Source organism: Shewanella sp. 5S214, from assembly GCF_041439795.1.
In the GTDB taxonomy this organism is placed as follows: Bacteria; Pseudomonadota; Gammaproteobacteria; order Enterobacterales; family Shewanellaceae; genus Shewanella; species Shewanella vesiculosa.
Window position 1 is genome coordinate 103,664 of the sequence record NZ_JBGOOV010000005.1, and the last position, 26,610, is coordinate 130,273.

At 41.3% G+C, this 26,610-nt stretch carries 28 protein-coding genes; 26 read left to right on the plus strand and 2 right to left on the minus strand.

The genetic code is table 11. The annotated features are described in order from the left end of the window. The first annotated feature begins 1 nt into the window (after position 1). From fliJ to ACED29_RS05005, 23 genes are all read left to right on the plus strand, one after another. The gene (fliJ, locus tag ACED29_RS04895; RefSeq protein WP_124016929.1) at positions 2-454 is read left to right on the plus strand and encodes a flagellar export protein FliJ; all 453 of its coding nucleotides are present in this window, start codon (positions 2-4) and stop codon (positions 452-454) included. Positions 455-748: 294 nt separating this feature from the next. Then, positions 749-2,308, plus strand: coding sequence for a flagellar hook-length control protein FliK (locus ACED29_RS04900; protein ID WP_371697172.1), 1,560 nt, complete (start codon positions 749-751; stop codon positions 2,306-2,308). A gap of 90 nt (positions 2,309-2,398) precedes the next feature. After that, positions 2,399-2,923 carry a flagellar basal body-associated protein FliL gene (gene fliL, locus ACED29_RS04905; RefSeq protein ID WP_371697197.1) on the plus strand — a complete coding sequence of 175 codons (525 nt, stop codon included), beginning with the start codon at positions 2,399-2,401 and terminating at the stop codon, positions 2,921-2,923. A gap of 29 nt (positions 2,924-2,952) precedes the next feature. Continuing rightward, complete coding sequence (gene fliM, locus ACED29_RS04910) at positions 2,953-3,981, plus strand: flagellar motor switch protein FliM (protein ID WP_124016932.1); 1,029 nt, start codon at positions 2,953-2,955, stop codon at positions 3,979-3,981. A gap of 10 nt (positions 3,982-3,991) precedes the next feature. Beyond that, the gene (gene fliN / locus ACED29_RS04915) at positions 3,992-4,375 is read left to right on the plus strand and encodes a flagellar motor switch protein FliN (RefSeq protein WP_124016933.1); all 384 of its coding nucleotides are present in this window, start codon (positions 3,992-3,994) and stop codon (positions 4,373-4,375) included. Positions 4,376-4,460: 85 nt separating this feature from the next. After that, positions 4,461-4,862, plus strand: coding sequence for a flagellar biosynthetic protein FliO (gene fliO / locus ACED29_RS04920; protein ID WP_371697198.1), 402 nt, complete (start codon positions 4,461-4,463; stop codon positions 4,860-4,862). Beyond that, entirely contained in the window at positions 4,862-5,623 is a 762-nt protein-coding gene (gene fliP / locus ACED29_RS04925) for a flagellar type III secretion system pore protein FliP (protein ID WP_182757211.1), read from the plus strand. Before fliO ends, fliP begins: the two co-directional genes overlap by 1 nt. A gap of 12 nt (positions 5,624-5,635) precedes the next feature. Then, positions 5,636-5,905 carry a flagellar biosynthesis protein FliQ gene (fliQ, locus tag ACED29_RS04930; protein WP_182698018.1) on the plus strand — a complete coding sequence of 90 codons (270 nt, stop codon included), beginning with the start codon at positions 5,636-5,638 and terminating at the stop codon, positions 5,903-5,905. Positions 5,906-5,908: 3 nt separating this feature from the next. Beyond that, on the plus strand, positions 5,909-6,712 hold the full coding sequence (fliR, locus tag ACED29_RS04935; RefSeq protein WP_182698019.1) for a flagellar biosynthetic protein FliR: 804 nt from the start codon (positions 5,909-5,911) through the stop codon (positions 6,710-6,712). 9 nt (positions 6,713-6,721) lie between these two features. Then, positions 6,722-7,855 (plus strand): flagellar biosynthesis protein FlhB, encoded by a 1,134-nt coding sequence (gene flhB, locus ACED29_RS04940; RefSeq protein WP_371697173.1) that lies wholly within the window; start codon positions 6,722-6,724, stop codon positions 7,853-7,855. Between the two features lie 137 nt (positions 7,856-7,992). After that, on the plus strand, positions 7,993-10,092 hold the full coding sequence (gene flhA, locus ACED29_RS04945) for a flagellar biosynthesis protein FlhA (protein WP_273059456.1): 2,100 nt from the start codon (positions 7,993-7,995) through the stop codon (positions 10,090-10,092). Between the two features lie 29 nt (positions 10,093-10,121). Then, positions 10,122-11,507, plus strand: a complete 1,386-nt coding sequence (gene flhF, locus ACED29_RS04950; RefSeq protein WP_182757210.1) for a flagellar biosynthesis protein FlhF — start codon at positions 10,122-10,124, stop codon at positions 11,505-11,507. A gap of 4 nt (positions 11,508-11,511) precedes the next feature. Continuing rightward, positions 11,512-12,393 carry a MinD/ParA family protein gene (locus tag ACED29_RS04955; protein ID WP_124017021.1) on the plus strand — a complete coding sequence of 294 codons (882 nt, stop codon included), beginning with the start codon at positions 11,512-11,514 and terminating at the stop codon, positions 12,391-12,393. Then, positions 12,386-13,105, plus strand: a complete 720-nt coding sequence (locus ACED29_RS04960; protein ID WP_182698022.1) for an RNA polymerase sigma factor FliA — start codon at positions 12,386-12,388, stop codon at positions 13,103-13,105. The genes ACED29_RS04955 and ACED29_RS04960 overlap by 8 nt, the downstream gene beginning before the upstream one ends. Before the next feature lie 44 nt (positions 13,106-13,149). Beyond that, positions 13,150-13,533 carry a chemotaxis response regulator CheY gene (gene cheY, locus ACED29_RS04965; protein ID WP_011919599.1) on the plus strand — a complete coding sequence of 128 codons (384 nt, stop codon included), beginning with the start codon at positions 13,150-13,152 and terminating at the stop codon, positions 13,531-13,533. 13 nt (positions 13,534-13,546) lie between these two features. Continuing rightward, positions 13,547-14,284 carry a protein phosphatase CheZ gene (locus tag ACED29_RS04970; RefSeq protein WP_124016941.1) on the plus strand — a complete coding sequence of 246 codons (738 nt, stop codon included), beginning with the start codon at positions 13,547-13,549 and terminating at the stop codon, positions 14,282-14,284. 15 nt (positions 14,285-14,299) lie between these two features. Beyond that, positions 14,300-16,513 (plus strand): chemotaxis protein CheA, encoded by a 2,214-nt coding sequence (locus tag ACED29_RS04975; RefSeq protein ID WP_182741556.1) that lies wholly within the window; start codon positions 14,300-14,302, stop codon positions 16,511-16,513. A gap of 27 nt (positions 16,514-16,540) precedes the next feature. Continuing rightward, the gene (locus tag ACED29_RS04980; RefSeq protein WP_182698024.1) at positions 16,541-17,734 is read left to right on the plus strand and encodes a chemotaxis response regulator protein-glutamate methylesterase; all 1,194 of its coding nucleotides are present in this window, start codon (positions 16,541-16,543) and stop codon (positions 17,732-17,734) included. Next, on the plus strand, positions 17,727-18,179 hold the full coding sequence (locus ACED29_RS04985) for a membrane anchored protein in chemotaxis locus (protein ID WP_371697174.1): 453 nt from the start codon (positions 17,727-17,729) through the stop codon (positions 18,177-18,179). Before ACED29_RS04980 ends, ACED29_RS04985 begins: the two co-directional genes overlap by 8 nt. A 46-nt stretch (positions 18,180-18,225) precedes the next feature. Next, a complete protein-coding gene (locus tag ACED29_RS04990) occupies positions 18,226-19,020 on the plus strand; it encodes a ParA family protein (RefSeq protein ID WP_124016944.1) in 795 nt (264 codons plus the stop codon). After that, the gene (locus ACED29_RS04995) at positions 19,004-20,062 is read left to right on the plus strand and encodes a chemotaxis protein CheW (RefSeq protein ID WP_124016945.1); all 1,059 of its coding nucleotides are present in this window, start codon (positions 19,004-19,006) and stop codon (positions 20,060-20,062) included. Before ACED29_RS04990 ends, ACED29_RS04995 begins: the two co-directional genes overlap by 17 nt. Positions 20,063-20,064: 2 nt before the next feature. Next, entirely contained in the window at positions 20,065-20,559 is a 495-nt protein-coding gene (locus ACED29_RS05000) for a chemotaxis protein CheW (protein ID WP_124016946.1), read from the plus strand. 88 nt (positions 20,560-20,647) lie between these two features. Further along, positions 20,648-21,046 carry a DUF2802 domain-containing protein gene (locus ACED29_RS05005; RefSeq protein ID WP_124016947.1) on the plus strand — a complete coding sequence of 133 codons (399 nt, stop codon included), beginning with the start codon at positions 20,648-20,650 and terminating at the stop codon, positions 21,044-21,046. Between the two features lie 95 nt (positions 21,047-21,141). On the opposite strand, the gene ACED29_RS05010 is transcribed toward ACED29_RS05005, so the two are convergent. Both ACED29_RS05010 and ACED29_RS05015 read right to left on the minus strand, forming a co-directional pair. After that, a complete protein-coding gene (locus ACED29_RS05010; RefSeq protein ID WP_371697175.1) occupies positions 21,142-22,518 on the minus strand; it encodes an RsmB/NOP family class I SAM-dependent RNA methyltransferase in 1,377 nt (458 codons plus the stop codon). Positions 22,519-22,687: 169 nt separating this feature from the next. Continuing rightward, positions 22,688-23,359 (minus strand): DUF2461 domain-containing protein, encoded by a 672-nt coding sequence (locus tag ACED29_RS05015; protein WP_182698026.1) that lies wholly within the window; start codon positions 23,357-23,359, stop codon positions 22,688-22,690. Positions 23,360-23,824: 465 nt separating this feature from the next. On the opposite strand from ACED29_RS05015, the gene ACED29_RS05020 reads away from it, so the two are divergent. From ACED29_RS05020 to ACED29_RS05030, 3 genes are read left to right on the plus strand one after another with little or no spacing between them, the layout of a single operon-like run. After that, on the plus strand, positions 23,825-24,256 hold the full coding sequence (locus ACED29_RS05020; protein ID WP_124016950.1) for a RimK/LysX family protein: 432 nt from the start codon (positions 23,825-23,827) through the stop codon (positions 24,254-24,256). Between the two features lie 3 nt (positions 24,257-24,259). Beyond that, complete coding sequence (gene rimK / locus ACED29_RS05025; protein ID WP_182741559.1) at positions 24,260-25,165, plus strand: 30S ribosomal protein S6--L-glutamate ligase; 906 nt, start codon at positions 24,260-24,262, stop codon at positions 25,163-25,165. Further along, positions 25,165-26,181 carry a succinylglutamate desuccinylase/aspartoacylase family protein gene (locus tag ACED29_RS05030; RefSeq protein ID WP_124016952.1) on the plus strand — a complete coding sequence of 339 codons (1,017 nt, stop codon included), beginning with the start codon at positions 25,165-25,167 and terminating at the stop codon, positions 26,179-26,181. The genes rimK and ACED29_RS05030 overlap by 1 nt, the downstream gene beginning before the upstream one ends. Positions 26,182-26,610: the final 429 nt, after the last annotated feature.

Here is a 26,610-nt window from a genome sequence, read left to right on the forward strand (position 1 = left end):
GATGACTCGCACAGACCCATTATTAACGGTATTGAAGCTAGCGACTGCTGCCGAGGAACAAGCGGCATTGCAGCTCAAGTCGGCTCAATTTGAAAAACAAAAACGCCAAGGGCAGCTCGATGCGCTAAACAATTACCGTTTAGATTACATGAAGCAGATGGAAGGGCACACGGGCACGACATTACGTGCTAATCAGTACCATCAGTTTCATCAGTTTATTCGTCAAGTTGATAGTGCTATTACCCAACAAGTAGCAGCGGTTAAAGATGCCGAAAAACAAGTGGGTTACCGTCAAGTTCACTGGCAAGAAAAACAACAAAAACGCAAAGCGGTAGAAATGTTACTCGCTCAGAAAGCCAAAAAGGCTATGGTCGTAGAAGCAAAACGTGAACAAAAAATGTCAGATGAGTTTGCTATGCAACAATATTACCGTCAAAAATCAATTAAGTCATAGCCTCCAAATCTAACATTCGTTTTACCGCAATCCCTTTGATTGGTTCGTGTTCAAACTCTATTTATTATCTAAACTTTATTAACTAATATTTATTGGCACTTAAATTGCTTAATATAAATTTAAGTTTACATTGGAATAGAAATCGTCAGCGAAGCGACAGTGGAAACCTCATGATGAGGTTTGTAATGACTCTATTGATATTACCTAATATCGACATATGATTCATCGAGGTAATTTGATAGCTGTTTGTTAGACGATAATGACCTAACTTTGTTTGATTGAGTGGAGCTGATTATGCAGCAGATGAGCAATATCTTACTTGGAAATAGCAGTAAATCTGCTGATCTTAGTACAAAAGGAAACATGCAAGGTGTTGAAAATACATCATTCTTGTCTGCTTTTAATCAAGCGAGTGAATCCGAACTTGCTTCGCGGCCTAACGCCAATAGTGCACCTGTATCGTTAGACGCTGAAGTGGATCAAGTCGATGCTGCCAATGACCTTGATTTATCTACTGAAGAAAATGCTGATATTGAATTGATTTTTGCTCAGCTTAATATGGCCGATGCATTAAATAAACGTCATTCCTCTGGCGGAAATGAATTGCCGCATGTGGATACATTAGATATTGGTTTTGACGCGATATCTTTGATCGACCCTGACAGCAGTATTATTGATGAGCTGAATAGCGATAGTCAGTCAGAGATGGGGGCGCTATTCACTGATGCTATTGATTTACCCGCTGACTCTCTTTCTACCAAAGAAGCTCTTTCTCAGCTTAGCCCTGAAGATATATCCAGCTTAATGGCATTTGCCAATTTATCTGAAAATGATTTACAAGCACTAGACATTAAGGGCTTAAGCGAGTTAATTAGTGACTTTAATTTACAAGCGCCTGTTGTTGATGAATCCATTCTAGCGATGGTGTCTGCAGATATGGACAGTAGTGACGATTCCCCAAAAAGTATCCTTAGATCTGAAGAACAAAACCAAATTGATAAATCAATTGCCGCCAGTGTCACCGTTCCAGGCCAAACTGGCTCTGCGGGTCTTAATTCTGCGGTTGTTAAATTAGACCGCACCGTTTTTTTGGAGGCTAGCGCCACTCTTGCATCTTCTTCAGCGATATCTGCCGACCCTAAGACGATTTTAGGTGATAGCACTGGTATTGATGCCAATATTCAATCAGATACTGATAATGCTAAAATGCTGGCGAAAGCTGATTTTTCTGTGGTCCTAGATTCCCTAGCGACCAAGCGTGCATCAGGAGAACTGTCAGCCAATATAAATTCGGCTAACTTGGGTTTAGACGCAGTGAATGATATCGGTGATACCGACACTAAGGCTTTACAAAATCAGAGTAGTTTTACTCCGATACATAAAAGTGATGTACCACAATTTCAGTTATCGTTGAAACCGCAAGGCGATCATGGTGCGCAAATGCAAGAGATGATCCAGCGCTTTTCTCCGGTCATGAAGCAGCAGTTAATTACTATGGTCAGTAATGGTATTCAGCAAGCTGAAATTCGTTTAGATCCGCCGGAACTTGGGCATTTAACCGTTAAAATTCAAATTCATGGTGATCAAACCCAAGTACAGTTTCATGTTGCTCAGTCGCAAACCCGTGATATTGTTGAGCAAGCAATGCCTCGATTACGCGATATGCTTGCCCAAGAAGGATTACAACTAACAGACAGTCAGGTTTCTCAAGGCGATGGCGGGCGTGATCAGCAAGGACAATCTGGTGAACATGCTGCTGGAGATACGCAATTGGATGAAATTTCAGCACAAGAGCCTAGCTTGATGACAAATCCATCAAGGAGTTTACATTCTGCTATAGATTATTATGCTTAAGCAGGTAACCTATAGCATTAATATATCTTTTCAAGAATAACGAGTTATTCAGTTAAGTTATAATGTTAATCACAATGTTGATTAGGAACCATAATGCCTGAACAAGAATTAGAGTTAAACGACACCCCTAACACCGGTAAAAAAAGCAAGAAACTATTCATCTTTGGTGGCATTGGTTTAGTATTAGTTTTGCTTATTGGCGGCGGATTGTGGTTTTTTATGGGCTCGGACGAGCCTGCCGCTACCGACGTCAGTGGTGATGCATCTGCCGATCCCGCTGCGCCGATAGTCAGTTCTGAAGCAGAGTATGTCGGTATGCCAAGACCTTTTTTATTTAATTTACCTGGCGCTGACCGTGCTCGTTTAGTTGAAATAAAAGTCCAATTAATGGTGCGTGGTGAAAGTAATAGTGTATTGACCCAAAAACATATTCCTTTAATTGAAGATGCGTTATTAACGACCTTTAGTGCTGCTGATGTGCAAAAGCTTAGTACCCAAGCCGGTAAAGACGAGCTGCGCCAGTTAGCCTTACTCAATGTTCAGAATACGCTGCAACCAATAACAGGAACTAAAGTGGTAGAGAAAGTCCTGTTTACTGGTTTTGTCATGCAATAACTAAAAGCGTTAACTGCTAAGGCGATGATGTGAGTGATTTATTAAGCCAAGATGAGATTGATGCGCTATTACATGGTGTCGATGACGATGATGATGATGAGATTGTAGAAGATAGTGCTGATGCACGATCGTATGATTTCTCATCTCAAGATCGTATTGTGCGCGGTCGTATGCCAACGCTTGAAATCGTCAATGAGCGATTTGCTCGGCATTTACGCATCAGTATGTTTAACATGATGCGTCGCGCTGCAGAAGTGTCAATTAATGGCGTACAAATGCTTAAGTTTGGTGAGTATGTACATACGCTATTTGTTCCAACGAGTTTAAATATGGTGCGTTTTAGTCCACTAAAAGGCACAGCGTTAATTACCATGGAAGCAAGACTAGTCTTTATTCTCGTCGACAACTTCTTTGGTGGTGATGGCCGTTTTCATGCCAAAATTGAAGGTCGTGAATTTACTCCAACAGAACGCCGAATAGTCCAGTTACTGCTTAAAATTATTTTTGAAGATTACAAAGAAGCATGGGCGCCGGTAATGGACGTGGAGTTTGAATACCTCGATTCTGAAGTGAACCCTGCCATGGCCAACATTGTCAGTCCAACTGAAGTGGTGGTGATTAACTCATTCCACATCGAAGTCGACGGTGGGGGGGGAGACTTCCACATCACTATGCCGTATTCAATGATTGAACCAATACGTGAATTACTCGATGCCGGTGTTCAAAGTGATAAACAAGATACCGATATGCGCTGGTCGCAAGCATTACGTGATGAGATCATGGACGTGCAAGTTGGTTTTGATGTCAATGTGGTTGAGCATGAAGTGACTTTACGTGATGTGATGGGATTTAAAGCGGGTGATATTATTCCGATTGATTTGCCTGAACATATTATGATGCGAATAGAGGGCTTACCAACTTACCGCTGTAAAATGGGTAAATCACGCGATAACTTAGCATTAAAAATCAGTGAGAAAATCCCGCGGCCAGAAACGGTTAAAACAGAGCTGCAATTAGTGACTCGCAAAGGCAAGTCGCGTGATATTTCAGACTTATAAGGTGAAGTAAATGAGTACAGAAGATACTGGCGATGACTGGGCTGCAGCAATGGCTGAACAGGCTTTAGAAGAAGCGGAACATGTCGAATTAGATGAGTTAGTCGACGAGTCCAAGCCTATTTCTAAAGAAGAAGCGGCAAAATTGGATGGTATCCTAGATATTCCTGTGACCATTTCTATGGAAGTTGGAAGAAGTTTTATTAGCATTCGAAATCTACTCCAGTTGAACCAAGGCTCTGTTGTTGAGCTTGATCGCGTCGCAGGTGAGCCTCTGGATGTTATGGTTAATGGCACCTTGATTGCCCATGGGGAAGTGGTGGTCGTTAATGACAAATTTGGTATTCGTTTAACTGATGTTATTAGCCAGACTGAACGTATTAAAAAGTTAAAATAACCATTTACACTAACGAAGCAGAGATCAGTATTCATTGAGTCTTTGCTTGGTGGGTTAACTATCACAAGGAATCACAGTGGCTAATATGATACCAATGCTCGGCATCATGAGTGAGGCATTAAGCGCCCCTGCAATGTCTAGCACTTTAGCTAGTAACACCTTAGTTCGGCCCGCCGAAACCTCTAATGTTGCAACCTTAGCGAATATGGTTGGTGGATTAATTGTCGTTTTAGCGCTGATTTTCTTGTTAGCGTATATTGTGAAACGTCTTAAGTTAGTCCCATCAAATGGTGGAATCATTAAAACGATTGCTGTGACGCCCATTGGACAGCGTGAAAAGGTGGTATTGGTGGAGGTCAATGGTCAGCAATATTTACTTGGCGTGACTTCGCAACAGATTAATCTTATCGATAAGTTATCTACCCCTGTCGACGTTCCACTTTCCTCGTTTGCCAGTCGCCTAAAACAAGCCAAGGAACAGCAATAATGAATAAGTACATAACAGCATTGGTGTTGGCGATACTGACGTTAGTGGCCGTTGTTCTATCACCCTCTGCACTGGCTCAAGACGGAGTGTTACCTGCATTGACGGTTACAACTGGTGCTGATGGAACCACTGAATATTCGGTAACCATGCAGATTTTATTGCTGATGACGGCAATGAGCTTTATTCCTGCCATGGTGATTATGCTCACCTCTTTTACCCGTATTATTGTGGTGTTATCGATATTAAGACAAGCTTTGGGGTTACAACAAACACCGTCGAATCAGGTATTGATTGGGATTAGCTTGTTTATGACTTTTTTTATTATGGCGCCCGTGTTTGACAAGATTTATGCTGAAGCCGTAGAACCTTATATCAATGAAACCATGACCTTAACCCAAGCTTATGACGTTGGCAAAGAGCCAATTAAAACATTCATGCTGTCGCAAGTTCGCACCACAGACTTACAAACTTTTATTGAAATATCAGGCTATAAAGACATTCAATCTCCTGAACAAACGCCAATGAGCGTTGTTATTCCTGCATTTATTACTAGTGAGCTGAAAACGGCATTCCAAATTGGCTTTATGCTGTTTGTGCCTTTTTTAGTCTTAGACTTAGTGGTTGCCAGTATTTTAATGGCGATGGGGATGATGATGTTGTCACCAATGATTGTGTCGTTACCCTTTAAAATCATGCTGTTTGTACTGGTTGATGGTTGGGGTCTTGTGATGGGCACATTAGCGAATAGTTTCGGAATATAAGGCCTCGTATTTATGTCTCCAGAATCGCTCATTGATATCTTTCGAGAAGCACTGTCAATTATTGTATTGATAGTGTCAGCGATTATTTTGCCTGGCTTATTTATTGGTTTAATTGTGGCGGTCTTTCAAGCTGCAACTTCAATTAACGAGCAAACCTTAAGTTTTTTACCACGTTTACTCGTGACCTTATTTGCATTGATGTTTTTAGGCCACTGGCTAGTGCAAACTATGATGGATTTCTTTTATGAGATGGTCAACCTCATCCCACAGGTTATAGGTTAAGTTGTGGATATTTTGTTTGATGAAATCAGTCAAACAATTGCGGCCTATCTTTTGCCTTTTTTTCGTATTTCATCCATGTTGATGGTAATGGCTGTGTTTGGCGCAAATACTACACCCGCTCGAGTTCGGCTGATGTTATCTGTTGCGATAACTATGGCCGTTGCGCCTATGCTGCCTCCTATTGAAAATATCGAGCTAATGGCATTAGGTTCCGTTTTTGTGATTGCTCAGCAAATTTTGATCGGGGTCACTATGGGTTTTGTCACCTTAATGGTGATGCAAACTTTTGTGTTAACGGGGCAAATTATTGGTATGCAAACCAGTTTAGGTTTTGCCTCTATGGTCGATCCAGGATCCGGTGAACAAACACCCGTAGTGAGTAACTTTTTTCTATTGCTCGCCACATTAATTTTTTTAGCCGTAGATGGACATTTATTGATGTTGCGGATGTTGGTAGCCAGTTTTGAAACGATTCCAATTTCAAATCAAGGCATATCAATTGCTAATTACCGTGCCCTTGCTGATTGGGGCAGTTTCATGTTCGGCTCAGCCTTAACGATGTCGATTTCTGCGATTATTGCCTTGTTGCTAATCAATTTATCCTTTGGTGTGATGACTCGTGCATCGCCGCAATTAAATATTTTTTCGATTGGTTTTCCGGTCACTATGGTTAGCGGTTTATTGATTTTATGGTTAACGTTAGCCCCAATCATGGCGCATTTTGATGAGGTGTGGTTAGCTGCACAGCTGCTCATGTGTGATCTACTGCTACTTCAATGTCAAATTGATGGCTCAGTGGTTTTTTAGGGGGCATAGATGGCAGAAAATGATAGCAGTCAAGAACGCACCGAGGAACCTACAGGGAGGCGACTTGATCAAGCGCGTGAAAAAGGTCAAGTCGCTCGCTCTAAAGAGTTAGGTACTGCAGCTGTATTGCTTGCTGCATCGATAGGGTTTTCGATGACAGGACCTGCTATTGCCAAAAGTCTCTACACCATTATGAAGCAAGTGTTTTCAATGGAACGCGATCAAATTTTTGATACTAATTCCATGTTTCGGGTTTGGGGCGTTGTTGGCAATGAGCTTGCTTGGCCGTTGATCAGCTTTATTGCTTTATTGGCATTCGTGTCTTTTCTGGGGAATATTGCCTTAGGTGGTATGTCTTTTTCAGTCAAAGCCTTTATGCCAAAAGGCAGTAAAATGAACCCAATGAGCGGCTTTAAACGCATGTTTGGTACTCAAGCCTTAGTTGAACTTACAAAGGGTATCGCTAAATTTTCTGTGGTAGCGCTATCTGCATATTTCCTTCTTAGTTTTTATTTCTATGATATTTTGACTCTGTCTAGCGATCATCTTCCTGGTAATGTTTATCACGCCTTAGATTTGTTGATTTGGATGTTTATTTTACTGTGTAGCTCCATGCTATTGATTGTTGTTATTGATGTGCCATTTCAAATTTGGAATCATAACAAACAGTTAAAAATGACCAAGCAAGAAGTCAAAGATGAATATAAAGACACTGAAGGTAAGCCAGAAGTTAAAGGCCGCATAAGACAAATGCAGCAAGAGCTGGCGCAACGACGCATGATGAGTGAGGTACCTAATGCTGATGTTATCGTGGTCAACCCAGAACACTATGCTGTGGCGGTTAAATACGATGTAAGTCGTTCTTCTGCCCCCTTTTTAATCGCTAAAGGGGTCGACGATGTTGCTTTTAAAATACGTGAAATTGCTCGTGAACATAATGTTGCTATTGTTTCTGCTCCACCACTTGCCCGTGCTATTTACCATACAACTAAAATAGACCAGCAAGTTCCAGAAGGCCTATTTACTGCAGTAGCACAAATACTCGCGTATGTTTTTCAGCTAAGACAATATCAAAAAGGCAAAGGTCGTCGGCCTAAACCCATTCCTATTAATCAACCCATTCCTGATGATTTAAAACATTAATCAACCCTATATCAGTCAAATCGCGACATTATGAATGATGCTATAACTAATAGTGGCTTAGTTTTTGCTTTGTAGATTTATTAGCGTCAAATAAAAACATAGTATTTCGCAATAGACTATACAAAGGGTTCCCCTCTATGGATGCAAAAGCAGCTTTCGGGCAGTTTAAACAAATAAGACCATCGACATTTAAAGGTATCGGTACACCTTTATTGGTACTTGCTGCGCTTGGGATGGTAGTTTTACCCATTCCTGCTTTTTTACTCGATATCCTATTTTCATTCAATATCGCGTTAGCATTAGTTGTGTTACTTGTTGCTATTTATTCAGACAGACCCCTTGATTTTGCTGCATTTCCGACAGTCTTACTGGTTGCTACTTTATTAAGACTCGCGCTTAACGTTGCCTCCACCCGTATTGTATTGCTCGAAGGTCATAATGGTGGTGATGCTGCGGGTAAAGTGATTGAAGCCTTTGGTTCTGTGGTTATTGGCGGAAACTATGCGGTTGGTTTAGTGGTGTTCATTATTCTTATTATCATTAACTTTGCTGTGGTAACTAAAGGTGCGGGGCGTATTGCTGAGGTGAGTGCTCGATTTACCTTGGATGCTATGCCGGGTAAGCAAATGGCCATTGATGCTGATTTAAATGCTGGCACCTTAACCCAAGACCAGGCGCGTATTCGCCGTGCTGAAGTGACTCGTGAAGCCGACTTTTATGGTGCGATGGACGGTGCTTCAAAGTTCGTTAAAGGTGATGCTATCGCCGGTATTATGATTCTTGTCATCAATATACTCGGTGGCTTTGTGATTGGTATCGTTCAGCATGATCTGGATTTTTCTAGTGCAGTAGAAATTTATACTTTACTGACCATCGGTGATGGCTTGGTTGCGCAAATTCCCGGTTTATTATTATCAATTGCAGCCGCGTTAATGGTAACGCGTCAAAATGAATCTGGTGATATGGGCCAAATGATGTTTAGTCAGATGTTTGACAGTCACAAATCATTAGCCATTGCTGCTGGGTTACTGTTTATCATGGGGGTTGTCCCTGGAATGCCTCATGTGGCATTTTTGACCTTCGCATTTATTACTGCTGGTGCAGCGTACTTTGTCTACAAGCGTAATGTTGACAAAAAACAAGCGGCACTGACACTGGCGACCAAAGGGCCAGTAGAAGCTAGAGATAAAGAACCTAAAGAGTTGAGTTGGGATGATGTGCGCCATGTTGATACTATCGGTCTGGAAGTGGGATATCGGTTAATTCCATTGGTTGATAAGTCTCAGGGTGGTGAGTTATTAGGCCGAATTAAAGGTGTGCGTAAAAAATTGTCACAAGAATTAGGTTTTTTAGTGCCAGCGGTGCATATTCGTGACAATCTAGACTTATCGCCAAATGCATATCGTATTTCCTTAATGGGTGTGGTGGTAGGTGAGGCTGAAGTTAGACATGATTGTGAGCTAGCGATCAATCCTGGTCAGGTTTACGGTAAGCTTGACGGTATTGACACCCGTGACCCCGCTTTTGGTTTAGAGGCGGTGTGGATCACACCAGAGCAACGTGAACATGCACAAACATTAGGTTATACCGTCGTTGATACCGCAACGGTTGTGGCAACGCATATTAGTCAGTTATTGAGTAATAATGCAGCCAAACTATTAGGTTATGAAGAAGTGCAGCAGTTAATGGATATGCTGAGCAAGAACTCGCCTAAATTAGTCGATGGTTTTGTGCCTGATATTATGCCGTTGGGATCGGTTGTTAAAGTCATGCAAAACTTACTTAACGAAGGTGTCTCGGTTCGTGATTTACGCACCATAGTGCAGACATTATTAGAGTACGGCACCAAGAGTAATGATACCGAAGTCTTAACTGCAGCAGTGCGTATAGCGCTAAAACGGATGATAGTACAAGAAATCTCTGGGCCTGAACTTGAAATACCTGTCATTACATTGGCGCCAGAGTTGGAACAGATGTTGCATAAGTCTATGCAGGCGACTGGCGGTGAAGGACCGAATATTGAACCCGGCCTTGCAGAACGCATGCAGCAGTCATTGTTAGATGCTGCACAGAAGCAAGAAATGGTAGGGCAACCAGCCATTTTATTGACCTCTGGTATGTTGAGGTCAACGCTGTCCAGATTTGTTAAATACACTATTCCAAATTTACGAGTGATTTCTTATCAAGAAATACCCGATGAGAAACAAATTAGAATTGTTTCTGCTGTTGGCCAATAGTGATAACGTCAGTTTATTGAGGTGCATAAGTGAAAATTAAACGATTTTTTGCCAAAGATATGCGCGAAGCATTGGCTCAAGTAAAAGAGACCTTAGGCTCTGACGCTGTCATTATGTCAAACAAAAAAGTAGCAGGCGGAATCGAAATTGTCGCCGCAGTCGATTATGATGAACCTAAGGCCTCTATTGCATCGCAAGCGCCAACGACAAGCTTTATGGACGTCAGTGAGGATCGCGTCTCAATAGGCGCAAAGCCTGTAATGAAAGCTCAATCTAAGGTAAATCCGCCACCGGAAGCAGATTCTCTTCAAGCATTGCTTGAAAAACAGCATAATCGCATGAAACAACAAATGTCTGTTCGCCAAGATGAACCTGAATTACCTGAGTGGGCGCGTCAATTACAAGGGGCAAAGTCAGCTAAGCCTACATCAACGTTAAAAGCGCAAGCCGCGCCTGAACACGCTAAAAAAACCAATAGAAATCAATCTGATGATATGGACGCGTTGCGTGAAGAAATGGCTTCATTACGTAACTTATTGACTCATCAAGTGTCATCGTTAATGAAAGACCAAAAAAAGCGTACCGATCCAGTTGGTGCTATGCTTGAAAGTAAATTGATTGCCGCAGAGTTTTCTCCTGCAGTTGCTGCTAAACTAGCAGGATTGAGTCAACATTATACGCCAGCCGACTTAGTAAGAGCGCTACCGCAAAGCTTAGCTAACTTACTCGACAACCAAGGTGATGATATTGTCAAACGTGGTGGTGTGGTCGCTTTTGTTGGCCCAACAGGTGTAGGTAAGACGACTTCTTTAGCTAAAATAGCAGCTCGATTTGCTGCCCATCATGGCCCCGAGCAGGTGGCATTGATTACCACAGATCATTATCGTATTGGTGCCTATGAGCAATTAGCAACTTATGGCAAAATAATGGGCTGTCCGGTGAAGCAAGCACATGATTTAGCCGAATTAGAACAAATTCTTTATCAATTTAGGAATCGTAAGTTAGTATTAATCGATACCGCCGGTATGGGGCAGCGAGATATGCGCTTATATCAGCAACTTGATAATTTGACGGCAAATAGTAGGATCCCCATTCGGAGTTACTTAGTCTTGTCAGCGACAGGCCAGCGCCGTGTCTTACAAGATGCTGTAGAACATTTTAAACGTATTCCATTAGCGGGTGCGATTTTAACAAAATTAGATGAATCAATATCAATTGCAGGTGCATTGAGCGTATTGATTCAAAATGAGTTACCATTAAGCTATGTTACTGACGGTCAACGTGTTCCTGAGGACATGAAAGTCGCAGATACACTAGAGCTAGCCAAGAAAGCTCTCGCGGCGTTAAATGAAACTGAACAACAATTATCACAAGACACAGTGTGGTCTAATGACACAGCCTATGCATTTGAGTAAAGATATGACTCGGGATCAAGCAAGTGGTTTACGTATGATGAATCAACCAAATAACGATAAAGTTAAAGTAATTGCCGTATCCGGTGGTAAAGGCGGAGTTGGTAAAACAAGTGTGTCAATTAATACTGCGGTAGCATTAGCCGAAAAGGGCAAACGTGTATTAGTACTTGATGCCGATTTAGGTTTAGCCAATGTCGATGTGATGCTCGGGATACGTGCTGAGAAAAATTTATCTCATGTTTTGTCAGGTGATGCCGAATTAGATGACATCATTGTACGCGGACCCAAAGGTATCGGTATTGTTCCTGCTACATCAGGTTCACAAGCGATGGTTGAATTGACACCAGCACAACATGCCGGCTTGATCCGTGCATTTAGTGAAATGCGGACTCAGTTTGATATTTTAATTGTTGATACTGCTGCCGGTATATCAGATATGGTGCTGAGTTTTTCTCGTGCATCACAAGATGTATTAATTGTGGTTTGTGACGAACCAACATCGATTACTGATGCTTATGCGTTAATTAAGATACTAAGTCGTGAACATGGTGTGTTCCACTTCAAAATTGTGGCAAATATGGTACGTAGTTTACGAGAAGGTATGGAATTATTTGCTAAACTCAGTAAAGTGACTGATAGATTTCTAGATGTTGCATTGGAGTTGGTGGCAACCATTCCCTTTGATGAGAATTTACGTAAAGCAGTTCGTAAACAAAAACTAGTCGTTGAAGCGTATCCTAAATCACCTTCAGCCATTGCTTACCACGGATTAGCCAATAAAATTATGACTTGGCCTGTGCCACAGCAACCCGGTGGTCATTTAGAATTTTTTGTTGAACGTCTTGTACAACGTAAGCCGATACAAGAAGGAAGAACGGGTGAATAAAGCCGCAGCGTATACTCAGTTCGATAACAAAACGTCTATCATTGAACAGTATGCACCGTTGGTAAAAAGAATTGCTCATCATATGCTGGCAAGATTACCAGCATCGGTGCAACTTGATGACCTGTTACAAGCTGGAATGATGGGGTTGCTTGAGGCCTCATCAAAATTTGATAACAGCAAAGGTGCTAAGTTTGAAACTTTTGCTGGCATTAGAATTCGTGGAGCGATGATAGATGAAATTCGTCGTGGTGACTGGGTTCCACGCTCAGTTCACCGTAATAATCGTCGAGTTGCACAAGTAATTGATGAATTAGAGCAACAGCTTGGTCGTGATGCTTATGATACTGAAATTGCTGAAAAGCTTGAAATGTCGCTCGATGAGTACCATCATATCTTAAATGATGTTTCTGTTGGTAAAATCATAGGCATAGAAGATCTTGGTGTTTCGCAAGATGTGTTAATCACAGATAATGAATCGCCAGATGAGGCCTTTGACTCGCTTGCTGAAATTCAATTCCAATCTGCATTGGTTGAAGCAATTAAGACATTGCCAGAAAGAGATGCGTTAGTGTTGTCGTTATATTACAACGAAGCATTAAATTTAAAAGAAATCGGTGCCATCCTTGATGTTAGTGAATCGCGTGTAAGCCAGATATTAAGTCAGGCAATGCTCAGATTAAAAGCTAAACTCAAGCATTGGACACAAGAATAATAACTTATTTAGAGCAAACGAGTGTCAGCTCACCGGAGGAAACCTTGGACAAGAATATGAAGATTCTTATTGTTGACGATTTTTCAACAATGAGGCGTATCATTAAGAACTTGTTGCGAGATTTGGGATTTAATAATACCCAAGAAGCAGATGATGGCTCAACAGCCCTACCTATGTTACAAAAAGGCGATTTTGATTTTGTAGTAACAGACTGGAACATGCCTGGAATGCAAGGTATTGATTTACTTAGAGCAATCCGTGCAGATGATTCGTTAAAGCATTTACCCGTATTGATGGTAACCGCAGAAGCCAAGCGTGAACAAATTATTGCTGCAGCGCAAGCTGGGGTAAATGGTTATGTGGTAAAGCCTTTCACCGCCGCAACGTTAAAAGAAAAGTTAGATAAAATCTTTGAACGACTCGCATAAGCAAGGATAAGTCATGCAGGCATCAATATCGGGGTTAATCACTCTCGAACAGGCCCAAGAACTTGTTGAATTGCTTACCTTAGGTCAGCAAGATAAAGCTGATGACGTCATCAGGGAGCTTGCTACACCATTGCAGCGTGAGCTTTTTGAAGAAGTGGGTAAGTTAACTCGACAACTTCATAGTGCATTAAAAGATTTTCAAATTGATAACCGTTTATCTGAATTAGCCAATACCGAAATTCCGGATGCTAAAGAAAGATTAAACTACGTTATCGATATGACAGAGCAAGCTGCTAATAAAACCATGGATGCAGTTGAAGAATGTCTACCTTTGGCCGATACCATTATCAGTAATATTCAATCAGTAACGCCAATGTGGGATAAATTGATGCGTCGTGACATCGAGTTGGGTGAGTTTAAATCACTTTGCCACGATGTTCAGCAGTTTATGTTACACAGTGAAAATGATTGTAATCGTCTTCGTGAGCTATTAAATCAAATTTTAATGGCGCAAGACTTCCAAGACTTAACTGGCCAAATGATCCGTCGAGTGATTGATTTAGTTCGTGAAGTAGAAAGTAATTTAGTTTCAATGCTAACGGTGTTTGGTGATCATATTACTGAGTCATCACCAACGATAAACGATAATAAAATAGAAGCAGAAGGCCCCATCATGAATGCAGAACTGCGTGAAGATGTGGTGACAGGTCAGGATGAAGTAGACGATCTGCTATCAAGTCTGGGTTTCTAATTAGGAGTCAATTTAATGTCCTTTGATGTTGATGAAGAGATACTCCAGGACTTTTTAATTGAAGCTGGTGAGATTTTAGAGCTTCTACAAGAGCAGCTAGTTGCTCTTGAAAATAATCCTGATGACAGTGATTTACTTAATGCTATTTTCCGTGGATTTCATACTGTCAAAGGCGGAGCTGGTTTTTTAAGCTTAAAGCCGATGGTTGACGTGTGTCATGAAGCTGAAAATACGTTCGATTTATTGCGCACCGGAAAACGTGGCGTAAATGCAGAATTAATGGATATTATTTTGCAAGCGGTCGACGCCATTAATACTATGTTTGCTCAAACTCAACAGGGACAAGAACAAGACCCTGCCGATCCAATGCTACTTGCGAAACTCAAATTATTAAGCTCTGGTGCGCCATTACCCTCAGAGATGTCGGCTGCAGAACTTGAACCTATCGAAAATGTTGTTGAGGTTAACGAGCCTGAAGTCATAGAGGATGTGAGTTCTTTTACGGCAGAAACGTCTGATTCTGGCAGCATTGATGAAATTGATGAGTTAGAATTTGAAGCCTTGCTTGATGCCTTACACGGTTCAGGTAACAGTCCTGTTGCATCTAAATCTTCTGCAATAAAGAAAGACAATATTGACTCAAAACCAGCACCAGCAAAAAGCAGTGACGAAATTACCGATGACGAATTTGAAGCACTCTTAGATGAGTTACACGGCTCAGGTTCATTTAAAGCCAAAGACGAACCTGTGGTTGCCGCTAAACCTGCAAGTACACCAGTTGCTCAACCCGCAGTAGACTCAGATGAAATCACCGACGATGAGTTTGAACGTCTTTTAGATGAATTACACGGTAAAGGCACAGCCCCAGTAGCGAAAGTGCAATCAACTCCGGTTGCTGCAGAATCTGCTAAAGTGGTTACTCCTCCACCGGCAGCAAAACCCGCTCCGACTCCAGTTGCTAAGCCAGTTATGCCATCGACTCCAGCCGTTGTGCCAAAAGTTGAACCCTTAGCAGATAAAGCCCCAGTCAAAGCCTCGTCTGTGCCACAAGGTGAAACCACAGTTCGCGTAGATACCGCTCGTTTAGATCAAATCATGAATATGGTTGGTGAATTGGTATTAGTCCGTAATCGACTGGTGAGCTTAGGCATTAATCGTGAAGACGAGGAAATGTCAAAAGCACTTGCTAACCTTGATTTGGTGACCGCTGATTTACAAGGTGCGGTGATGAAGACGCGCATGCAACCTATCAAGAAAGTATTTGGTCGTTTCCCACGGGTTGTTCGAGATTTAGCGCGTACATTAAATAAAGAAATTGATTTAGTTATGATTGGTGAAGACACCGATCTTGATAAAAATTTAGTTGAGGCTTTAGCCGATCCTTTGGTCCACTTAGTGAGAAACTCAGTCGACCACGGTATTGAAATGCCGGTGACTCGTGAAGCAAATGGTAAATCCCGAACCGGTACTATTACCTTATCGGCTAGCCAAGAAGGTGATCACATCCTGCTGAAAATTGAGGATGATGGCGCTGGCATGGATCCTGAAAAGCTAAAACAAATTGCGATAAGTCGTGGTGTGCTCGATGAAGATGCCGCCTCGAGAATGACTGATAACGAAGCGTATAATCTGATTTTCGCTCCAGGGTTTTCAACTAAAGTTGAAATCTCAGACATTTCAGGCCGTGGTGTGGGTATGGATGTGGTGAAAACCCGCATAAATCAACTCAATGGTACTGTCTACATTGATTCGATGAAAGGTAAGGGCACCACACTTGAAATTAAAGTGCCGTTAACCTTGGCTATCATGCCAACCTTGATGGTTGATGTGTCTAATCAAGTCTTCGCTCTGCCATTATCGAGTGTTAATGAGATCTTTAATTTAGATTTAACCAAAACCAATATTGTAGATGGTCAATTAACGGTTATTTTCCGTAATAAAGCCGTGCCATTATTTTATCTAGAACATTGGTTGCACAGTAAGAAATCGACATTTAAGCATGGTGATAAGAAGCATGGCCATGTTGTGATTGTTCAACTTGGTACGATGCAAATCGGTTTCGTTGTTGATGCATTAATTGGGCAAGAAGAAGTTGTCATCAAACCACTTGGCAGTATGTTACAAGGTACGCCAGGAATGGCGGGGGCAACAATTACATCAGATGGTGGTATTGCACTTATTTTAGATGTGCCAGGACTACTGAAACATTACGCCAAAAGCAAAAAATAAAAAAAGTTCCATTATTTAAGGAATTAAATGGCCATAAAAGTATTAGTTGTAGATGATTCTAGCTTTTTTCGACGTCGAGTCAGTGAGATTGTTAATAAAGATCCTGATCTCGAAGTCGTTGCTGTTGCTGTTAACGGTAAAGAAGCTGTTGAAATGGCTGCAAAATTAAAGCCTCAAGTCATCACCATGGACATTGAAATGCCAGTGATGGATGGTATTACTGCTGTGCGTGAAATCATGGCTACTAACCCCACTCCAATTTTAATGTTTTCATCATTAACTCATGATGGTGCCAAAGCGACACTTGATGCGTTAGAAGCTGGCGCATTAGATTTTTTACCAAAACGCTTTGAAGATATTGCGACCAATAAAGACGATGCAATACTGTTACTGCAGCAGCGAATTAAGGCTTTGGGGCGACGCAGAGTATATCGCCCAAGTTCAGCATCAAGTTCATTATCGACTTCATCATCACCTGAACCTCGTAAAACATCGGTTTCCGCTTCGGATACCTATTCATCTCGTCGTCCATTTAGCAGCGGTTTAACTCCAACGCCTGCAGCAACCCACTCTAGTGCATCTCCTGATCGCCATACTCCCAATAACACGAGTTCATCAATATCGTCTATTCGGGCTAGTGGTAAACAATACAAAGTATTACTTATCGGGACTTCAACTGGTGGACCAGTGGCTTTGCAGAAAGTATTAACCGCTTTTCCTGCGAATTATCCTCATCCAATTGTATTGATCCAGCACATGCCTGCAGCATTTACTCCTGCATTTGCAGCACGTTTAAATACATTATGTCAAATTGATGTGAAAGAGGCTGAAAATGGGGATGTTATGCGCCCTGGATGCGCTTATTTAGCGCCCGGTGGTATGCAGCTTATGGTTGAACGAAATGGTATTACAGGCAGACTTAAAGTTGTTCCTGGTACCCCTGAAATGAATTATAAGCCAAGTGTAGATATTACTTTTGCGTCTGCATCTAAAGCTTTTGGTGGAGATGTTTTGGCTGTAGTGTTGACTGGGATGGGGGCCGACGGTAGAGAAGGGGCTAGAATGTTAAAGTCTGTTGGTGCAACCATTTGGGCACAAGATGAAGCGAGTTGTGTTGTCTATGGTATGCCACAAGCTGTAGCATCTGCTGGTATCTCGACTCACTCTATTTCGTTGGATAATATTGCTGAAGCTATTTTAAAAGAGTCTAGTCGTGGCTAAGTCGAGTTATTCCTCACAGACTAAGCACATGCTGGGTTTTTTTCTGTGTTTTATTACCATCTTAGTACTAGCGGGTTTGTATGTTGATGCGAATAAAAAGATAACACTATTAAAGCAAGATGTGGCTCGTTTAACCGACTCTCAAGTACTTTTGATGGTTCCTGAGGAGCAAGCTGCTAATATTGCTAATTGGTTAACTCAGCATCCTGAACAAACTCAAGCAATTGTTGCGTCCGCAGGACAAGAGCAAGCTAAAAGTGTGTTGTTTGGACCTGGCGCTTTAGATGATGATCAGCCCACTAAACATAAGCATCCCGAAGTTGTTAGTGAAGGCAATAATCAAGAAATCATAGTGTCAGAAGATGCTCAAGGGGTTAAGGTGATCCGTTTACCTAACGGCGGGATCCGTGTAACAACCCGTGATGATACACAACACAAGCAGTAGTCAATATTCCATAACAGCATCATTATAATGAGTTGAGAGGCTTTTTTTGAAAGTATGGACGGTAGCGAATCAAAAAGGTGGTGTCGGTAAAACAACCACAGTAGCCAGTTTAGCCGGAGCATTGGTTAAGCGTGGTCAACGAGTGCTGATGATTGATACTGATCCTCATGCTTCATTGGGTTATTACTTAGGTATTGATTCAGATGAAGTGCCATGTTCGCTTTATGATGTCTTTTTGAATCACCAGACACTGACTCAAGAGTTTATATTACAAAATGTCATCCCTACTCAAATAGAGGGACTGGATATTATTGCTGCTAATATGGCGTTAGCAACACTGGATAGATCCTTAGGTCATCAGGAAGGTATGGGCTTGGTGTTGCGCAATTTATTGGCGCTACTTGAAGATAAATATGATGTGGCTATCATTGACTGCCCACCTGTTTTAGGGGTGCTAATGGTCAATGCATTAGCTGCAAGTCATCACATTATTATACCGGTTCAGACTGAGTTTTTAGCCATAAAAGGCCTTGAACGTATGGTGAAAACCATGGAAATCATGGGGCGTTCTAAGAAAACACGATACAGTTTCACAGTATTACCGACTATGTATGACAAGCGAACTAAAGCCTCACCTATCGCACTACAATTTTTGCAGGATAAATATGGTTCATCACTTTGGCCAAGTGATGTGATTCCTGTGGATACTAAATTTAGAGATGCAAGCTTGGCTCATTTACCAGCATCACATTATTCAGCCAGTAGCCGAGGTGTAAAAGCTTACAATCGTCTGCTGGATTTTTTATTTTCTCAGGAGTTTAACCATGTCAAAATCGGTTGATGAAACTGTTTTTGATTATTTCAGTCTTTTACTACAGGAATCGTCAGAGTCGATTCCTGTGAATCCTGCTAATAATATTACTACTAAATCGCTAAATATTATCGAGGACAAGCTGGCTGATACCACCACAATAGCCGCATCTTCATCAGCTCATTATTCACCACCAACTTTGTCTAAGATTTCATCTGTTGTTGCGAGCCAGTGGGATTATGCTCAGCCGACAACCAGTGTAGATAAACTGGCGCTTGAAAAATTATTATCAGCAGTATCTACACCTAGTGCTGAAACAGATTTATCGCAACAGATCAAAAACAGCGCAGAACGTGTTCGTCAGGCAATTAGTGATATTGAGCCTAAAGCAGTCGTTAATAATACAAAAACACAAGAAATAGAGCTAACGGATAAAGAAATCAAGCCGTTAGTCGATATAAATAATAACGAAAGTTCACATGCTGTTATAAAAGACGCTATTATTAAGCATGAAGAGTTGGTGATGAATTCGGCGGAGCAAGTGCAAACGCCACCACAAACTCAGGTTGGGCATCAACCACCGAGTATCACCCATGATTTACAAGAAGTACTTGATGATGAGTTTCAGGTGCTATTCTTTAATGTTGCAGGGTTAACGTTAGCGGTACCACTAGTGAGCTTGGGGGGGATTATTAAAATTGACAAGATAAACCATCTTATTGGTAGGCCCTCTTGGTTTAAAGGGGTGCAAACCCACCGAGATACTAAAATTAATGTGGTTGATACATGTGCATGGGTAATGCCTGAAAAATATTCTCCAGCATTAGCACAAACGGTAAATTATCAATATCTTGTTATGCTAGAAGATAGTCAGTGGGGACTAACGTGCGAATCGTTAGTTAACGCCGTTAAAATAGATAAATCCCACGTCAATTGGCGTGAAAAACCGGGTAAGCGTCCTTGGCTTGCTGGGGTAGTAAAACAACAAATGTGTGGCATTTTACATGTTCAAGCATTAATCAAAATGCTTGATGCAGGTTTAGGTTGTCAGGATTCGATTGACCGAGGTTAACTATGAGCGATTCTAGAAGTGTAGCAGCGGTTGCTGCAAGTAAAGACGATGCAGTATTACAATGGGTAACATTTAAATTAGATAATGAAACCTATGGTATTAACGTAATGCAAGTTCAGGAAGTATTACGTTATACCGAAATAGCTCCTGTGCCAGGTGCTCCTGATTATGTGTTAGGGATTATTAACCTTCGCGGAAACGTAGTTACCGTTATCGATACTCGTTCACGTTTTGGCTTACAATCAGCAGAATTAGACGACTCGACTCGTATCGTGATTATTGAAGCAGAAAAACAAGTTATTGGTATCTTAGTTGATAGCGTGGCTGAAGTCGTATACTTGCGCCGTTCTGAAATCGATAACGCTCCTAATGTCGGCACGGAAGAAAGTGCTAAATTTATTCAAGGGGTGAGTAATCGCGACAACGAGTTATTAATCTTGGTTGATTTAGATAAACTATTATCTGACGATGAGTGGGTTGAATTAACTCAAATCTAGTCGTGTTGTAACCGAAAAGCCAACCGAATCACTGTTGGCTTTTTTGTTTGGCTTAGTGCTTTTGAGTAATAGCAACATAGGTATGTTAATGGGTGATGAATTTCTAATTGCAGCTTTAGTGTGTGCGATTGCATGTCTTGTTTTAGTACTTTACTTGCAAAAACAGTCGAGTAAATTAAAAACTAAAGTGGATGCCCTGACTGTGTTGGTTAAAGAAAGCGACCGTCAGCGTGAAGCTGTTAAGCGTGAATTACACGAATTACGCAGTGGTACTATTGGTGTCGGTAGGCGAGTTGTCGAACTAGAAAAAAAACTGTCTAAACAGTCTGATATGCTTGAAGAAGCTAGCCAGCAAGACCCACAAGCTAAATTATACTCGCGTGCGCTTAAAATGGTCGGTCTTGGGGCTGGTATTGAAGAGTTAATGCAAGAGTGTGAATTGCCAAAAGCTGAAGCGGAATTAATACTGCGGCTGCACAGAAAATAGCTCAATAGTGTTTGTCTGTGAACCATAATATAAAAGCCATCGAAAGATGGCTTTTTAGTGGAGCATTATTTGGCATTAGTGTTTGAGTCAGCTTGCTATTTACGACGCATCTTAGCAACAAACATCCCATCACTATCGGCTTGTTGAGGCCAAATCGTTAACATATCAAATTGCTCACCAGTAAAAGGATGTATGACTGGTTCAAGTTCAAACTCAGACGTTACGGATAAAAAGTCTTTCACAATCTGTTCATTTTCACTTGGTGATAAAGAGCAGGTGGCATAAACCAATTTACCGCCCGATTTTACTGCAGCAGCGCTTCGACGTAAAATTGCTAATTGAAGTATAGGCTTGTCTGTAATCGCGCTAGCATCATCAAGCCAGCGCATATCAGGATTTCGACGCCAAGTGCCAGTGCAGCTGCAGGGTGCATCAACTAATACACCGTCAAAAGCATTAGCATCGACAGGCAATACCTCTCCTTTCCATGGCGCGACACTGATATGCTCAAAACCCGCACGTTTAGCTCTTTTACGCAGTTCTTCTAAAGGTTTATGGCGAATATCTGATGCCGTAATGCTACCGCTGAATTCCGTGCTTTGCTGTGACATTAATGAATGCAATTGCAGGGATTTACCGCCAGCACCACTGCACGCATCCCACCATTTTTCATGACTGTTTGGCTGGCAAATTTGGCCAATAACTTGTGAGGCTAAATCCTGAATTTCAAGATGACCTTGTTTATAAACCTCTATCTCATTTAGATTAATACTTTTATGCCCTAGACTAATGGCATCGGCAAAGTAGCCGCTAGTTTTAGCTTCAACACCCGCTTGTTTAAGTGACGTAATTAATTTGGCTGTTGATAATGTTTGTGCCCGAGCCCAAATGGGGGGGCGAGTCGTCATTGCGTTAACAAGCGCATATTGCTCTGTGCTATCTACTGGACAAAGTTGCCAAAACCATTGGGGTAATAACTGAGTGATTTGACAACTTTCTATCGCGCTTAAAGCAATATAAGCGGCTAATTTATCTTTTAATGTGGCTTGATTATCTAGGGTAGTTTGATCTGCGCGGGTTTGAGGCCAATCAGCAAAATCATTCCAAGCACCAGTGACATCAGGCCATGGGTGTTGTTCTAACATTGCACAAGCACTTAATTGTTGGAACCATGTACTGTGTTTTTGACTGGTATCTAACTGGCTTAACCAACCCCACCAGCGAAATAAACCAAACAAACTTTCACGGATCACTCGTCTATCTTTAGAGCCATGTTTTTTATGCTCGCGAAAATATTGGCCAATGATTCTATCGGCTGGCATGCCGGTGTTCATCACTTGATTGAAGAGTGATTCAATCGTTGTCGAGTAACTTAAGGCACGTTTTTGTGCTGGCGTGATCGCAGCGATTTCGGACGCAGATGTCTCAATTGATGGTGTTGTGTTAGACATGGCGGAAATATTATGGCTCATGAATTGACCTGGTAATAGGTGCAGCAATTAACAGAGTGCTGCACCGGAAACTATTTTTTGCTAGTTTAACACGGCTTATCTAAATAATGAGCTAAAACTATAATAGCGTAAAAATGAGTTAATATTTTCAACAACACCATGATTAATGTTTCGTTATGTTGCTTAAAGACTAAAAATCTAGCTCTAGGGCAAAACATAAGTAAGCCATTAATGCGCGAGTATGCTGATATTCTTGCGCACAAAACTCGACAAAATCAGCCTGGCATACTTGCTTAGGGCTAATGGATTTTATGGCGATAAAGTCTTTACGCTTTAGCTCGTCAATCATGGGATGATGTTTATCAAATCCGCGTGGCGGTCTGGATAAGCTATCGCCTGTTAATTCAAATCCAGCCTGCCTCAATTGCGCTAATGCTTTTTGGTACGCATTAGGGTTTTCATCAATACAATGGCGAATTGCATTGAGCGTTTTTGATTCAGGATGCCAAATTCCAGCCGCAATAAAGCATTCATCATTGGCAATATGGACATAAAATCCAGGCGCATGCACATCTTTTGCTTGAAAGTGTCTAAACTGGATACCCACATTGGTTTTATAAGGCGTTTTATTTTTACTAAAGCGACTGTCGCGTTGTGGGCGCATTAGGCTACCCCCGACTTTTTTAGCTACAGCAACAAATCGTGGTGATAAGCCTAAAATGGGTCCTTGCATGGCTTGTATAAATTGTAATGCAGGGCTTCTAACCTGATCTTCATATTGTTGCTGGTTGGCTTTAAACCATTCTCTATCATTATTGGCTGCTAGAGTGTTTAAAAAATCGAAACTAAGTTGACTGAACATGACGATACCTTTTTACAATAGCGATGCAGATTATAATGTTATAATTTTACTAGTATGTTAAACAATGTCTGTAGTAAGTGACATAGCTAGGATTTATTTAAACTATTAAGATTGAATACCTTATGTTGACATCTCTATATTAATGCGGTGTTTTTTGGTATTTTATCTAGAGTAAACATAATATTTTGATGCTTTTTAAATTTCCGTATATCCATTGTAACTTACTGACATAGAGATTTTTTTTCATTATTTTTTAAATGTTAATTTGATATAAATAAAGTGTTGGTGTTAAAATCGCTTCAAAGGCTAGTTTATTGATGTAAACCTTGTGGTTCATCTTTATCAACAACATATATTGGTTGGCTAGTGCAAGACGTTAAACCGATTTTGCTATCTATTCAAACACTAATTCATTTAAAGATTACACTTTGGAATGAATAATTCCTCTACAAGAAAGGATTGACCATGACTGAACATTCCCTCGGTATTGTGGGTTGGCGTGAGTGGGGCACTTTTCCTGATATTGGCAACGAAAGAGTCAAAATCAAAGTGGATACTGGCGCAAAAACATCTTGTTTGCATGCGTTCAAAATAAAACCGTTTCAAAAAAATAACCAAAAATGGGTTCGAGTCTGGCTGCATCCTGACCAGGATTCTGACCGAGAAGTCGTGTGTGAGTTTCAAGTATTTGATCGCCGAGATGTCAGTGATTCCGGCGGCCATGTAACCAAACGTTACGTGATAAAAACCCCCATTCTTATCGGTACACAACTTTTTGACATCGAACTGACATTGACCAATAGAGATCACATGAAATTTAGGATGTTATTAGGTCGTCGCGCGTTAGAAGGGCGTTTTTTGGTTAATTCAGCAGAATCATTTTTAGCAGGAGAATAACAAATGCATATTGCAATAATGTCGAGAAATAAGAATTTATACTCGACCAGTCGCTTAAGAGAAGCTGCTGAAGCTCGCGGTCATGTGATCAAAATTGTCGATCCATTAAAGTGTTACATGAACATCAACATGAATGCACCTAGTATTCATGTCCGCGGTGAAGAGCTGCCAAAATTTGATGCCGTGATTCCGCGAATTGGCGCGTCAGTGACCTTTTATGGCACCGCGGTATTACGCCAGTTCGAAATGATGGGCACTCACCCATTAAACGAGTCTGTCGCCATTACACGTTCTCGGGACAAATTACGTTCATTGCAACTGTTATCTCGCAAGAATATTGGTTTGCCGGTGACCGGTTTTGCCAGTAAGCCTGCTGATATTCCCGATTTGTTGGACATGGTCGGTGGTGCTCCTTGTGTGATCAAGTTACTTGAAGGCACTCAAGGTATCGGTGTTGTATTAGCTGAAACCCGTAAAGCCGCCGAATCGGTTATTGAAGCCTTCATGGGGTTAAAAGCCAACATCATGGTGCAAGAGTATATTGCCGAAGCTGGTGGCGCTGATATTCGTTGTTTCGTGATTGGTGACAAAGTGATAGCGGCGATGAAACGCCAAGCATTACCAGGTGAGTTTCGTTCTAATTTACACCGTGGTGGTTCCGCCAGCATTGTTAAGCTCACTCCAGAAGAACGTTCAACGGCATTACGTGCTGCTAAAACGATGGGGCTAAACGTTGCGGGTGTAGATATATTACGTTCTAAGCACGGTCCATTAGTGATGGAAGTTAACTCATCTCCGGGTCTTGAAGGCATCGAAAAAGCCACCGGTATTGATGTTGCGGAAAAGATCATTCAGTTTATTGAAAAAAATGTTAAATCTACTAGCTCGAAAACGAAAGGAGTTGGTTAATGGCAAGAAAGCACGAACCGTTTGTTATCGGTGATGTTAGCGTACCGGCAGGCACTCAACAAAGTGTTAAATTGCCCGCAGCAAAACTGTATAACGATACACCGATGGATCTGCACGTTGAAGTGTTTCATGGCACTAAAGCGGGACCTGTTTTATTGGTTTGTGCAGCGATCCACGGTGATGAGTTAAATGGCATTGAAATATGTCGACGCTTGCTCGGTCGTGTGAATGCTAAAACCTTAACCGGGACCTTACTCATTGTCCCTATCGTTAACGTATTTGGTTTTATTCAACAATCTCGCTATTTACCCGATCGTCGTGACTTAAATCGTTGTTTTCCGGGCTCAGCTAAAGGTGCGCTTGCCAGCCGTTTAGCGCATTTATTTAGCAGTATTTTAGTTAAACGTGCAACCCATATTATTGATTTACATACTGGCGCAATTCATCGCGATAACTTACCGCAGATCCGCTGTGATACCGACGATACAATGATGCTCGATATGGCTAATGCTTTTGGAGCACCAGTCATAATGTCTTCTAAAGCACGTGAAGGTTCAATGCGCGGTTATGCTAACAGCCTTAATATTCCTTGTATTTTATATGAGGCTGGTGAAGCACTGCGCTTTAGCGATATGTCGATTAAGTCTGGTGTAAATGGCGTTATCAATGTGATGCGTTGTTTAGGTATGACCAAAGGTAAAATTAACACTAAAACCACCAGTGTTAATGCAAGTCGCAGTTACTGGGTACGAAGTGAATCTGATGGGCTGGTGAATATTAAATTTAAACTGGGTGAGCGAGTATCTAAAGGCCAAGTGTTAGCCAATATTGTAAACCCTCTGGGCGGCGAGCCGATACCATTAAAGGCCCCAACAGATGGGATTATTATTGGCAACAGCAATATTCCGGTCACCAATGAAGGTGAGGGCTTGTTTCACATTGCACAATTTAGTGGTGATGAAATAGAAGTTATTAACGATAATCTTGATGATTTTATGCAAGAGTACGCTGAATAACGTTCTTGAATAGAAACCCTTTGAGAGTTTAATTGGATTGTTAATCAAGCTGTATAAAGCGATTATTAGCACTATGTTATTAGATAACTTAACCCTTGGTGATGACGAAGCTCGGGTTAAGTTTATAGATAAAGATGTGTTTTAAACTCGCAACAGGATGATTAACCTAATGTTGGATTTACTGTTTTAGGCTAAGTATCCTGAATTCAGCTCATTTTCAACTCGCTTCACGATAAGCCAATCAAGGTTAAGTTTAAAACGACGAGAGTAATGCTTGGTAATAAATCGACCAATATTATTTTACAGATAGTTAATTAATTAATTGACAATTTTCAGATACATACCAAACTTATAATGACTTATCAAAATAAGTGTATATCTCGTTAAGTACAGTGATGTTATCAACCAACAAGCTCATTAAACGGAATT

What these genes read in the sequence shown, in the direction of transcription:
- ACED29_RS04955 (WP_124017021.1), top strand. Translation starts at nt 11,512, where the DNA reads ATGACTCGGGATCAAGCAAGTGGTTTACGTATGATGAATCAACCAAAT.
- ACED29_RS04970 (WP_124016941.1), top strand. Translation starts at nt 13,547, where the DNA reads ATGCAGGCATCAATATCGGGGTTAATCACTCTCGAACAGGCCCAAGAA.
- flhB (WP_371697173.1), top strand. Translation starts at nt 6,722, where the DNA reads ATGGCAGAAAATGATAGCAGTCAAGAACGCACCGAGGAACCTACAGGG.
- ACED29_RS05020 (WP_124016950.1), top strand. Translation starts at nt 23,825, where the DNA reads ATGACTGAACATTCCCTCGGTATTGTGGGTTGGCGTGAGTGGGGCACT.
- fliO (WP_371697198.1), top strand. Translation starts at nt 4,461, where the DNA reads ATGATACCAATGCTCGGCATCATGAGTGAGGCATTAAGCGCCCCTGCA.
- rimK (WP_182741559.1), top strand. Translation starts at nt 24,260, where the DNA reads ATGCATATTGCAATAATGTCGAGAAATAAGAATTTATACTCGACCAGT.
- ACED29_RS05000 (WP_124016946.1), top strand. Translation starts at nt 20,065, where the DNA reads ATGAGCGATTCTAGAAGTGTAGCAGCGGTTGCTGCAAGTAAAGACGAT.
- ACED29_RS04980 (WP_182698024.1), top strand. Translation starts at nt 16,541, where the DNA reads ATGGCCATAAAAGTATTAGTTGTAGATGATTCTAGCTTTTTTCGACGT.
- ACED29_RS04995 (WP_124016945.1), top strand. Translation starts at nt 19,004, where the DNA reads ATGTCAAAATCGGTTGATGAAACTGTTTTTGATTATTTCAGTCTTTTA.
- ACED29_RS04900 (WP_371697172.1), top strand. Translation starts at nt 749, where the DNA reads ATGCAGCAGATGAGCAATATCTTACTTGGAAATAGCAGTAAATCTGCT.
- ACED29_RS04975 (WP_182741556.1), top strand. Translation starts at nt 14,300, where the DNA reads ATGTCCTTTGATGTTGATGAAGAGATACTCCAGGACTTTTTAATTGAA.
- fliJ (WP_124016929.1), top strand. Translation starts at nt 2, where the DNA reads ATGACTCGCACAGACCCATTATTAACGGTATTGAAGCTAGCGACTGCT.
- ACED29_RS05005 (WP_124016947.1), top strand. Translation starts at nt 20,648, where the DNA reads ATGGGTGATGAATTTCTAATTGCAGCTTTAGTGTGTGCGATTGCATGT.
- fliQ (WP_182698018.1), top strand. Translation starts at nt 5,636, where the DNA reads ATGTCTCCAGAATCGCTCATTGATATCTTTCGAGAAGCACTGTCAATT.
- ACED29_RS05030 (WP_124016952.1), top strand. Translation starts at nt 25,165, where the DNA reads ATGGCAAGAAAGCACGAACCGTTTGTTATCGGTGATGTTAGCGTACCG.
- fliN (WP_124016933.1), top strand. Translation starts at nt 3,992, where the DNA reads ATGAGTACAGAAGATACTGGCGATGACTGGGCTGCAGCAATGGCTGAA.
- flhA (WP_273059456.1), top strand. Translation starts at nt 7,993, where the DNA reads ATGGATGCAAAAGCAGCTTTCGGGCAGTTTAAACAAATAAGACCATCG.
- ACED29_RS05010 (WP_371697175.1), bottom strand. Translation starts at nt 22,518, where the DNA reads ATGAGCCATAATATTTCCGCCATGTCTAACACAACACCATCAATTGAG.
- fliP (WP_182757211.1), top strand. Translation starts at nt 4,862, where the DNA reads ATGAATAAGTACATAACAGCATTGGTGTTGGCGATACTGACGTTAGTG.
- ACED29_RS05015 (WP_182698026.1), bottom strand. Translation starts at nt 23,359, where the DNA reads ATGTTCAGTCAACTTAGTTTCGATTTTTTAAACACTCTAGCAGCCAAT.